The organism is Aeromonas sp. ZOR0002, assembly GCF_963866995.1.
GTDB classification, from domain to species: Bacteria; Pseudomonadota; Gammaproteobacteria; order Enterobacterales; family Aeromonadaceae; genus Aeromonas; species Aeromonas caviae.
In genome coordinates, this window is the sequence record NZ_CAWMFQ010000169.1 from 15995 (window position 1) to 27258 (window position 11264).

An 11264-nucleotide genomic window follows, 5' to 3' on the forward strand; every position below is an offset into this window, starting at 1 on the left:
TGGTTGTTGCTTGAATGACTCATCTTTCCTCCCTGAGGGGCATGGGCCCCCGCTGTTCCTGTGCCATCTGGCCATATGTGTGCCGCCAACTGCCCTCGGGCAGGGCGGCCTGTTCGCAAAAGGGGGCCCCGGGCGTGCCCTCAGGGCCCACAAGGCGCTCGGTCGTGACCGGCGGCCCCCTCTTTCTATCTGTAAAAGCGATGGGCTGTGTCATAACGCATCTGTTTTAACGATGCGATTGCCCTTTCATTTCCCTCAGCGAATGCCGCCAAAGCAGAGGTATTTGGTCTCCAGGTACTCCTCCAGCCCTTCGGCCGCCCCTTCCCGGCCCAGTCCCGACTCCTTGATCCCGCCAAAGGGGGCCAGTTCGGTGGAGATGATCCCCTCGTTGATCCCCACCATGCCGTATTCGAGCCCCTCGGCCACTCGCCACACCCGAGCGATGTCGCGGCCATAGAAGTAGGCGGCCAGGCCATAGGGGGTGTCGTTGGCAAGCGCAATGGCCTCGGCTTCCGTCTCGAAGCGCACCAGGGGGGCGACGGGCCCGAAGATCTCCTCGTCCAGAATGGGGTTGCCCCGGGTGACCCCGGTCAGGATGGTGGGGTGATAGAAGAGGGGACCGGCGGGGTGGGCGTCGCCCCCCACCAGCACCCGGGCACCGGCGGCGACCGATTGCTGCACCAGCTCGGCCACCTTGCTGGCGGCGGCCGGGTTGATGAGGGGCCCGATCTGGACGCCCTCGCCCATGCCGTCCCCGACCTTGAAGGCTTTGACCGCGGCGGCGAGCTTCTCGGCGAAGGCGTCATAGACGCTGGCCTGCACCAGGATGCGGTTGGCGCAGACGCAGGTCTGGCCGGCGTTGCGGTATTTGGACGCCAGGGCCCCGGCCACGGCGGCGTCGAGGTCGGCGTCGTCAAAGACGATGAAGGGGGCGTTGCCGCCAAGCTCCAGGGAGAGGCGCTTCATGGTGTCGGCGCACTGGCGCATCAGCAGTTTGCCGATGCGGGTGGAGCCGGTGAAGGAGAGCTTGCGCACCACGGGGTTGCTGCACAGCTCGTTGCCCACCGCGCTCGCCTGATGGGAGGTGACGATGTTGATGACCCCGGCGGGAATGCCCGCCTGCTCCGCCAGTACCGCCAGCGCCAGGGCGCAGAGGGGCGTTTCGGCGGCGGGCTTGATGACGATGGTACAACCGGCGGCCAGCGCCGGACCCGCCTTGCGGGTGATCATGGCGATGGGGAAGTTCCAGGGGGTGATGGCGGCCACGACCCCCACCGGCTGCTTGATGGTGGCCAGGCGCCGATCGGCGGAGAAGCCGGGGATGGTGCGGCCATAGGCACGCTTGCCCTCTTCAGCGAACCACTGGATGAAGCTGGCGCCGTAGGCCACCTCTCCTTTGGCTTCCGCCAGCGGCTTGCCCTGCTCGCAGGTCATGATACGGGCGAGCTCCTCCTGGTTGGCCATGATGCGCTCGAACCAGGCGTAGAGTTTGCTGCTGCGCTCCTTGGCGGTGAGGGCCGCCCAGGCGGGTTGCGCCGCGTGGGCGGCCGCGATGGCGAGGCGGGTATCCTCCCCGTCCATGTCGGGCACCTGGGTGATGACCTGGCCGGTGGCCGGGTTCAGGACCTCGAATCGGCGCCCGCCCAGGGACTCGCACCAGCGGCCGTCGACATAGGCCAGGGATTTGATCAGGGAGAGAGCAGGTTGTGATGCTGACATAAGTAAGGGGCCTCGATAGTGGGTCTGGGTGGCGCGTTTATGTGGGCACCGCCGTATAGAATAATAAGCACGTAACGACCATAAAATGAGCCGAAATGTTTTTCAAGTGTTAAATATATTTGAGTGAACGGGGCGTCACATGCTAGAAATGGGGCTGTTAGCGCGATTGTAGCGGTTTTCATTGCGCAGGGTGTGCAAAATAATGAACGCCCTGGGTTGTGCAGGATAGTGAACGGGGCTGACGTTCCTGACTCACTATATTGACCAGTCGGCCCCAGGTATTCGAATGACCATGGAAGGAGGTGGGCGATGGAGCAATCCCGTGGCGAGGTCCGGTGGCGGACCATGACTGACAACCCCCTGGCGGAGCACGAGAGAAACATGGGGGAGCGGCTTGCCCGGATCCGCAGGGAGCTCGGGCTCTCCCAGCGCCGGGTGGCGGAGCTGAGCGGCCTGACCCACGGCGCCATCTGCATGATAGAGCAGAACAAGGTGAGCCCCTCGGTGGCCTCCCTGCAAAAGCTGCTGAGCGTCTACGAGCTGCCGTTGTCGCGCTTCTTCGCCGAAGAGGAGGTGGCGAGCACGCCCAGCGTGGTGATCAAGGCGGAGCAGCTCATCGAGCTCGGCAGCCAGGGGGTCTCCATGAAGCTGGTGCACAACGGCAACAATCGGCGCCAGCTCGGCTTCATGCTGGAGACCTATGCCCCCGGCACCGACACCGGCGGCGTGGTGAAGCATCAGGGGGAAGAGGTGGGCACCGTGCTGGAAGGGTCGGTGTTGCTGACCCTGGCCGGCCAGACCTATGAACTGTGCGCCGGGGACAGCTATGTCATCGACACCGGCGAGCCCCACAGTTTCAGCAATCCCTCGGGGCAGGTCTGCCGCATCGTCAGCGCCCACACCCCGGCCAGCTTTTAATGTGAACAACCCGTTGTGTTGGAAACGAACCGGTAAGGAAACAGGGATCATGACCGAACATGTAAAGAGTTACTACGCAGCCAGTGCCAACAAACACGCGCCCTATCCCACGCTCACCGAGCAGTTGGAGTGCGACGTCTGCGTCATAGGCGCAGGCTACACCGGCCTCTCCAGTGCGCTGCATCTGGTGGAGAAGGGGTACAAGGTGGTGGTGCTGGAGGCCGCGCGAGTCGGCTTTGGCGCCAGCGGCCGCAACGGCGGCCAGATCGTCAACTCCTACAGCCGCGACATCGACACCATCGAAGCGAACTGCCCGCCGGATCAGGCCAGGCTGCTCGGCTCCATGCTGTTTGAGGGGGGCCAGATCATCCGCGAGCGGATCAAGCGCTACAACATCCAGTGCGATCTGCAGGAGGGCGGGGTCTTTGCCGCCGAGACCGAGAAACAGCTGCACGAGCTCAAGGCGCAGAAGGCGCGCTGGGAGAAGTGGGGCAACGACCAGCTGGAGCTGCTCGATGCCAAGGGGGTGCGCGAGGTGGTCGCGAGCGATCGTTACGTCGGCGCCCTGCTGGACAAGAGCGGCGGCCATATTCACCCTCTCAATCTGGCGCTGGGGGAGGCGGAAGCGATCCGCATGCAGGGGGGGCTTATCTTCGAGCAGTCCGCCGTCACCAGCATCACGCCGGGTCAGCCGGCGTTGGTCAAGACCGCCAAGGGGGCGGTGAAGGCACGCTTTATCGTGGTGGCCGGCAACGCCTACCTCAGCAATCTGGTGCCCGAGCTCGCCGGCAAGAGCATGCCTTGCGGCACTCAGGTGATCGCCACCGAAGTGCTGGGGGAGGAGCGGGCCCGTTCACTCTTGCCACAGAACTACTGTCTGGAGGATTGCAACTACCTGCTCGACTACTACCGCACCTCCGGCGATCACCGGCTCATCTATGGCGGCGGCGTGGTCTACGGGGCGCGGGATCCGGCGGACATCGAGCGGCTGATCATCCCCAAGATGCTCAAGACTTTCCCGCAGCTGGCCGACGTCAAGGTGGAGTACACCTGGACCGGCAACTTCCTGCTCACCCTGTCGCGCCTGCCGCAGTTTGGCCGCATCGGTCACAACATCTACTACATGCAGGGCTACAGCGGCCACGGCGTCACCTGTACCCATCTGGCGGGCAAGCTGCTCTCCGAGGTGCTGAGCGGTCAGGCGGAGCGCTTCGATGCGTTCGCCAGGCTGCCGCACTACCCCTTCCCGGGTGGCCGCCTGCTGCGCATCCCCTTCACCGCCGCCGGCGCCGCCTGGTACACCCTGCGCGATCGCCTGGGGGTGTGATGTCACCGATGGCCCGCCAGGCAGGCTGGCGGCAACAAGAAGAGGGAGGCGTTATGCCTCCCTCGTTTTTTGTCGTCAACCTGCCGGGGCTAGAAGCGGTAGGGGAAGCGGATCCCGATGGTGTAGTCCGGTGCATCCGTGGTGAGCCCGGCAGACCAGTTGACCGCCATGGAGAGGTTGTCGGTGATGGCCCAGGTCGACCCCATGCCAAAGCTGGCGGCGTTGGCATCGGAGCCGGTGACCTTCTCCATGGCAAAGCCTTCGGACCCCTGCTCGGACTCCATGGTGACGCGCTGGTTGATGTTGAAGGAGAGGCTGAAGCGTTCGTTGAGGGCGAATGCGACCCCCAGGCCATATTCATACCAGTCCCCCAGCTGGATGCTGCCGGGCTGGTTGCCGGGCTGGTAGGAGATATCGTCAAAGTCCTGCTTGAGGCTGTGACCATAGTTGAGGCTGGCAAACAGGATGGCGGGATCCATGGTCTTGACCAGGGAGAAGCCGGTGGAGAGCTGCCAGAGCCCGTTGCCGGTGGCGAGCTCCTTGGGGGTCACCAGGTTGCCCGATTCCGAGGTGTTGATCTCGATGCCGTAAGGATCCTTGCCGGTCGGCGCCTTGGCCCGGAAGTTCCACACCAGATCCGGCCAATCCTCGCTCTCGGCCATGACCCTGTAGTAGATGGCGAGGCTGAGATCCCCCAGACCGCCATCGCTGACGCTCTGCTCCTCGAAGTCGCGGCTGGAGTTCTCCTTGCCGGTGCTCTGGTAGTTGGTGTTGCGGAACATGTAGGGGAGGGCCAGCTCCAGTTGCCAGCGATCGTTGAGGGTGTAGCGGGTGATGACATCCGCCGTCCACTGATCGGAGCGCACCCGATCCAGGTTGATTTCGCCAAGGAAGATGGCGTCCAGGGCGAGGAAGCCGCGCAGGGCGAGATCCTTGCGGTTGTAGTGCTGGTAGGAGAGGCCCACATCGACGGTCAGGGCGCGGTCGAACACATTGTGCTGTTCGATCATCAGGTCTTCGGTGCTGCGGCCGACTTCCGGCGTGCGCCGTGAGGCGTCCTGCTGGGTGGAGGCGACGGCGGCCCCGGCTCCGACCCCGGCGGTTGCCGTCGTGGCACCGGCGGCCTTGACGGCCTCCAGGCGGGCCTGGAGCTGATGAAGGGCCTGATTTTGCTGGATCAGTTGCTGGCGCAGGAGATCCAGCTGTTGTTGCAGGGCCTCCTCCTCGGCCGTGGCCCCCCAGCAGGCGAAGGGGGCGAGGGCAATCAGCAGCATGCGAGACTGTTTCATCGGGATACGTCCTTGTTGTTTATCATCCTTTCTGATGGTTCAGCCCCCGGGCTCACCGGTGCTCAGCGCGAAAACCAGATGCGGGTCTGATTGAGCGTCTGCAAACCGTCCCCTCTGACCTTGTTGAACTGCAGCAGCCCCCGGCTGAAGTCGGTACCGCGCAGGCTCTGCTCCAGCAGGACCCGGCCGTCGGAAGAGTGTAGTTGCAAGCCGGCATAATTCCCCGAGACCCGGTAGGTGGCGGTACCAAGATCGCCCTGGTGCTCGTAGCTGCCCGCCTGAACCAGGTGTCCCGTCATGGTGGGGGTGGTCAGTTCAATACCGGTCTGGTTGACCGAGCTGTTGCCACTCCCTTCCAGTTGAACGACCTGCACCAGCCCGGCCCCCTGCACCTGGGCCTCCTTGGTGGGCGTGGCCGCGGGCTTGACCTCATCCTTGACGCGCACATCCAGCTTGGGTTTGTTTTGCACAATGCTCAGCGCCAGGTTCATGGCCGCCGTCTGCTGGGCCTGGGCCGTGGTCAGTGACGAGATGAACTCGATGCCGAAGTAGCTGATGCCATGGCTGCTGACATAGCGGCCGCGCAGGTGGGCCAGCTCCCCGTCCGCCAGTTCGGGCGCAAAGTTGTCTGACAGATGGGCCAGCGGGTCCGGTGCTGCCAGCAGCGGAGAGGCGATGCCACCCAGGCTGCAGAGGAGGCATAGGGCGGGTCGGGTATTCATGATGACCTCACATTAGCTCTTTGTGCTGAAAACCGAATTCCAGCAGGGATGTTTCATTGACCGGGGCGAAGAGCCCATCCTTGCCTCTGACAGAGAGCGGGGGAGAGGGGTTGGCAAGGGGGGCATCGGGACGATAGCCCGCGCCGATGACGGCGAGGAGGATGCCGTTCCAGCTCTCCTTGAACTCCTTGAACGTGATCACCCGGTTGCCGAGGGCCGGGTCTGCCAGATAGACGCGATCGTGGCGATCGATGGCCCGCAGCACGGCAAAGTGCTGATAGCCGCGAATGTTGAGCAGGACGATGGTGGGCACCCTCACCTGGCGCAGTTTTTCATCGCCCAGTCGATACCCTCTGACCCGCATGCCGAGCATTTGCAGGTACTGCTTCATGTCGAGCATGGAGAAGCCGTAGTGCTTGACCTGCTCCGGGTCTGCCATGGCAAGCATGCCATCCATGACCCAGCGTTCATTGGTTGCATGGCCGTAGGCGTAGCGCAAGATGGTGGCGACGGCGGCGGCCCCGCAACTGAAATCCGTATGTTGGCGCTCGATGTTGGCGTACCGGCGCTCCAGAATGCTCTGTACCGGTTTGTTGAGATCCCCCAGCGCCGGGAGATGCTCCCCCAGTGGCACCGAGCCTGCCCAAACGGCAGGACAGCACAGCAACAGCAACAGCCAGCGCATTCAGACCTCCAGTGTCAGGGAAAAAGGGGGCATTGGGCCCCCTCGCATCGACTTACTTGGCAAACCCTGCGGCCAGCGAGAGATTGTTCGCTTGCAGGTTGTTGGTCCCCGAGGAGACGTTCACCCCGATGTTGCCCACGGCACCGTTGAAGGCGCCGCCATCGATGGTTGCCCGGTTGAAGGTTTCGCGGCTGGTGTAGGTATTGACCACGGGAATGAAGCCAGTTGCATAGCCACTGAGCTTGATATCACCCTCTTCCTCGAACTCGAACTTGCCAGGATTTTTCTTGTTGTCATTGTCGAAGTCGATGTGACCAAGCTGGCGTTGTGCTCCAGGATTGTGATCCCCGTCGACCCAGACTTCCGGATAGACGTCGTTGGACTGCTTGCTGGTCCCTTCGTACTCACCCTCGGCTTTGAGCTTGAGGAAGATGGGATTGTAGTCCACGGTTCTGGTGGCGCTCAGGCTCTTGTTCTCGGTCATGTTCTTGGACACGCTCTGGCTGTTTGCCACTGTGGCCACGGCCATGTTGCCGGTGGACACGGAGGCCGCCATGTTGTTGGCCTGAACGTTACCCGAGCCAGACGTCACGTTGGCACCTATGTTGCCCGCGGCATCCTTGAATGCCCCATCGCCGATCCCGGCCTTGTTCTGATGACCGTGGTTGGTAGTCCAGTTTTGGCTGGCGCTTTGGGTGGAGAAGATCTCGGCATCCGACGATCCGCCAGGGGCGCCATGTTGTTGTTGACCACGACCCATGATGAACTCGGCATCGACCTCGTCATAGGCGGCCAGGGAAGCGCTGTTGCCCTGTACGTTGGAGTCACCGGCTGCGACGTTGGCGCCGACGTTACCGGATGCACCCTTGAACGAGCCGTCAATCTTGCTCGTGTTTTCTGTTCTTGAATTACCAGTGCCGATCATGGAGCTGGATTGCTGGTTGTCCACGACGGCCATGCCGAGTTTGTTGACGTTGATGTAGCCGCCGACATTGACCCTGCCTTCGTATTCCACATCGACTTCTGCCTTGACCTTCTTGGTCAAGGTTGCCCCTGTCTCATCTCTGTCACCGCGGTAATCGGCGGATGCAGTGCCCGACATGGCCATGATGACCGCGGCGGCTAATGAGCTATAAATAAGTCCACGCATAATGAGTCTCTCCATTGAACTTTCAGCGGAAGATATGCCCATCGGCTGATACCCCCGGGCCTGGCTTCCTATCCCTGCGGCATCATGGGGATGCCGTTACTGCGCCAGCCAGGGGCAGGGAAACCATGTTGACTGACTGGTTTCCCTGTCCCGTGACTTGGTTCACCTGAATGACCCCCTTGCTGCCCGTGAGGGCGGTGTCATCCAGATAGATGCTGGTAGTGGTGTTGGCGGGGGGCTTTCCCCCTGGGGTCTTCGCGACGCTGGAGCTGAGATTGATGTCGGTCACGACACCCAGGCCGCTGTCATCGAGGGACAGGGCGAAGGCGTTCAGTTGCTGGTTGCCCTCACCCGCCCCCTGATTGATGCCGACCAGTCCCCGGTTCTGGCTCAGGGCCGAGCCCAGGATGGCGACGCTCTGGCTGCCGTTCAGATTGGTGGTGGATTGATTCAGCTGGCCAAATTGAATGACGGCCGGACCCGAAATGGCGATGGCGGCAAGATTGCCCTGCTGGTTGTTATTACCGGCAACCATATTGACACCCATGGCGCCACGAATATTGCTGAGCGCTTGCGAGCCGAGATCAACACGATTCTCTGCTTGCGACTGTTGTGCGAATGCGGAAAGGGAAATAATTGCCAGTGCAATATATGTTTTCATGCTCTGTCTCCATATGCCAGGAGGGCTTATTAGAGAGAGCAATGAATGTGCCAGTTAGTAACTTATTGATATATATTGTTTTTGTATTTGAGCTATTTGTGTTTAAGTCTCAGTTTTGATAATGAACTTTTATATGATTCATCAACATATTGTTTATCAATGACTTTATTGTTTCTCACCGTTAATTTTGCTGTCTCATTATTGTGGTGTCATCAGTCTAAATGCGGGATGGTTTATAGTTATCATCGTCTGGTTACTTGGAGTTGGCGTCATTTGATGAACGTCATGCTCTGTCCAGATGAAGGAGTGAGCCTCAAAGAGCAATGGTCAGACTCTCTCGTGCAGAGGCTATAACAAGGAGTTTTCCCTATGACAGAAACGGCATTGTTACTCATCAATTCATGTACCGTGCTGGAAAGCCTGCTGGAACAAGGCGAGTGGCAGGTGGAGCAGGCAAGCTCCCTGGTGGTGGCAGAGAAAAAACTGCAGGAAAAGGACTATCCCCTGGTGCTGGTGGTGATCGAGCATCAGCAGCACGAAGCCCTCTACAACCTGATTGCGCAGCACTCCGGCGCCTTGTGGATCGGCCTCATCCAGCGGGACTGTCTCGCCAGCGAAGCCCTTCGCAATTTGCTGGCAGCCTGTTTTCATGATTTTCACACCTTTCCCCTGGACAGAGACAGGCTCTCCCACAGCCTGGGACATGCCCTGGGGATGGCGCGCCTCATCCGGCGACACCGCCCCCGACTGCAACCCCAGCTGCGTTTCATCCAGGGGGAGAGCGCCCCCATCCGCCAGTTGCGCGACCAGATCGTGCGGTTGCAGCATTGCCGCCTGCCCGTACTGGTGACGGGACCGAGCGGCACGGGCAAGGAGCTGGTGGCCCGGGAGCTGCACTACAGCACGTTCGGGGAGGAGAGCCCCTTCGTGGCGGTCAATTGCGGGGCCATGCCCCATCAGCTCATCCAGTCCGAGCTGTTCGGCCACGTCAAGGGGGCCTTCACCGGGGCACAGCACCACAAGATAGGCAAGATAGAGGCCGCCGATGGCGGCACCCTGTTTCTCGACGAGATAGGGGAGCTGCCGCTGGAGGATCAGGCAACCCTGCTGCGCTTCTTGCAGGAGCAGTGCATAGAGGCGGTGGGCAGCCACCTGTCGCGTCGTGTGGATGTGCGGATCATCGCGGCCACCAATATCGATGTGGAGCAGGCGGTGGCCAGCGGCGGCTTTCGCATGGATCTCTACTACCGGCTCAACGTGGTGCGCCTGCGTACCCCGGCCTTGTGCGAGCGGGCGGAAGACATCCAGCTCCTTGCCGATGACATTCTGGCGGAAGTGCGGGGCGGGCGGGTGCTCAGCTTCACCCGCAAGGCACGCCAGGCCATGCAGTCCTATGGCTGGCCGGGGAATGTGAGGGAGCTGCGCAACCGGGTGCAGCGGGCGGCGGTCATGTGCAGCGGCCCCTTCATCGAAGCCGATGACATGGAGCTGACCAACATGGACAGCCTGCTGCTCGACGGCTCGCTCAAGGCGGTGCGCGAAGCGGCGGAGCGTCAGGCCTTGCAACGGACGTTGGCCCGCTTCCCCGATCAGCTCGAGGAGGTGGCCCGCACGCTCGATATCTCCCGGGCCACCCTCTATCGCCTGCTGGACAAGCACGATCTGCTGTGAGGGGACGGCCGTATCGCCCCGTCATGCAAAAAGCCCGGGCAGCAGGCCCGGGCTTCTTGTCTGGTCCCGTCGCCGGGACTCGTGACTTCCGATGAGCTTCAGGCCATCTCCATGGCGAGGTGACAGAGTCGCCGCGCAGCCTCCTCCTCGCTCTTGACCACCTGATGCACGCCGCGCACGCGCAGATGATGCACCTCCTCGTGCTGGTGGGCACAGGCGGCGATGCGCATCAGGGCGCCGTATTCCTGCGCCCTGATGGCTATCTCACCGGCCAGCAGGCTGTCATCCAGGGTGATCAGCAGCCAGCTGGCGTTGGGCAGCGCCGCCGTCAGCAGATCCTGCTGGATGGGATGGCCCGCCAGACAGGTGATCCCCATGGCGCGCCAGGGGGCCAGCAGTCGCTCGTCGGTGTCGATCACCACCATCTCCCTGCCTTGTTCATGCAACTGCCGGATGAGGTGCTGGCCTATCTCGTCGGCGCCCACTACCACCACATGGCCCTGCAAGGGGCAGAGGTGAGGTGACCCATCGGTGCGTGGATCGGGATGGCGCCTCAGCCAGCGCTCCGCCTGGTTGAAGACCAGCGGATTGAGCACGATGGAGAAACAGGCGCCGACCAGCACCAGGTCACGGGCGACTCCGGGGACCAGCTCGAGCATGACTCCGAGACCCATCAGGATGAAGGAGAACTCCCCCACCTGTGCCAGGCTGGCGGAGATGGTCAGCGCCGTGCGCTGGCTGTGGCCAAAGAGTCGCACGATGGCGAAGGCGGCCACCGATTTGCCGATCACGATGACGAACAGGGTGGCCAGCACGGCCAGGGGCTCGCGCAGCAGGATGACGGGGTCGAACAGCATGCCCACGGAGACGAAGAAGAGCACGGCGAAGGCGTCCTGCAGGGGCAGGGTGTCGTTGGCCGCCTTGTGGCTCAGATGGGAGCTGTTCATCACGACGCCGGCGAAGAAGGCGCCGAGGGCAAAGGAGACGCCAAACAGCTTGACGGCGCCAAAAGCGATGCCAAGGGAACAGGAGAGGACGGCCAGGGTGAACAGCTCGCGGGAGCCGGTGGCGGCGGTGCGGGCCAGCAGCCAGGGGATGAGGCGGCGTCCGCCGATGACCATC

10 protein-coding genes are annotated in these 11264 nt (G+C 62.3%); 3 read left to right on the forward strand and 7 right to left on the reverse strand.

Annotation, left to right across the window (positions count from 1 at the left end; translation table 11 throughout):
* Positions 1-255: 255 nt before the first annotated feature.
* Complete coding sequence (locus AACR77_RS09835; protein WP_010673552.1) at positions 256-1719, reverse strand: NAD-dependent succinate-semialdehyde dehydrogenase; 1464 nt, start codon at positions 1717-1719, stop codon at positions 256-258.
* Between the two features lie 309 nt (positions 1720-2028).
* Here AACR77_RS09835 and puuR point away from each other — a divergent pair, with 309 nt between their 5' ends.
* Together puuR and AACR77_RS09845 are read left to right on the forward strand one after the other, a co-directional pair.
* Entirely contained in the window at positions 2029-2637 is a 609-nt protein-coding gene (puuR, locus tag AACR77_RS09840) for an HTH-type transcriptional regulator PuuR (RefSeq protein WP_029314011.1), read from the forward strand.
* A 49-nt stretch (positions 2638-2686) separates the two neighbouring features.
* A complete protein-coding gene (locus AACR77_RS09845) occupies positions 2687-3964 on the forward strand; it encodes an NAD(P)/FAD-dependent oxidoreductase (protein WP_042881139.1) in 1278 nt (425 codons plus the stop codon).
* A gap of 89 nt (positions 3965-4053) precedes the next feature.
* On the opposite strand, the gene AACR77_RS09850 is transcribed toward AACR77_RS09845, so the two are convergent.
* From AACR77_RS09850 to AACR77_RS09870, 5 genes are all read right to left on the reverse strand, one after another.
* Positions 4054-5253 carry a transporter gene (locus AACR77_RS09850; protein ID WP_041213311.1) on the reverse strand — a complete coding sequence of 400 codons (1200 nt, stop codon included), beginning with the start codon at positions 5251-5253 and terminating at the stop codon, positions 4054-4056.
* A 62-nt stretch (positions 5254-5315) separates the two neighbouring features.
* Positions 5316-5975 carry a hypothetical protein gene (locus tag AACR77_RS09855; protein WP_042881141.1) on the reverse strand — a complete coding sequence of 220 codons (660 nt, stop codon included), beginning with the start codon at positions 5973-5975 and terminating at the stop codon, positions 5316-5318.
* A 7-nt stretch (positions 5976-5982) separates the two neighbouring features.
* Positions 5983-6660 (reverse strand): C39 family peptidase, encoded by a 678-nt coding sequence (locus tag AACR77_RS09860; protein ID WP_039039335.1) that lies wholly within the window; start codon positions 6658-6660, stop codon positions 5983-5985.
* 52 nt (positions 6661-6712) lie between these two features.
* Positions 6713-7705, reverse strand: coding sequence for a hypothetical protein (locus tag AACR77_RS09865; RefSeq protein ID WP_052224799.1), 993 nt, complete (start codon positions 7703-7705; stop codon positions 6713-6715).
* A 187-nt stretch (positions 7706-7892) separates the two neighbouring features.
* Positions 7893-8471, reverse strand: a complete 579-nt coding sequence (locus AACR77_RS09870; RefSeq protein WP_231563199.1) for a hypothetical protein — start codon at positions 8469-8471, stop codon at positions 7893-7895.
* Positions 8472-8840: 369 nt separating this feature from the next.
* Between AACR77_RS09870 and AACR77_RS09875 the strand changes: the two genes are divergently transcribed.
* The gene (locus AACR77_RS09875) at positions 8841-10142 is read left to right on the forward strand and encodes a sigma-54-dependent transcriptional regulator (RefSeq protein ID WP_042881144.1); all 1302 of its coding nucleotides are present in this window, start codon (positions 8841-8843) and stop codon (positions 10140-10142) included.
* Between the two features lie 98 nt (positions 10143-10240).
* Here the strand turns inward: AACR77_RS09875 and AACR77_RS09880 are convergent.
* Positions 10241-11264 (reverse strand): cation:proton antiporter domain-containing protein (locus AACR77_RS09880; RefSeq protein ID WP_042881146.1); only part of this gene is annotated, 1024 nt, incomplete at its 5' end.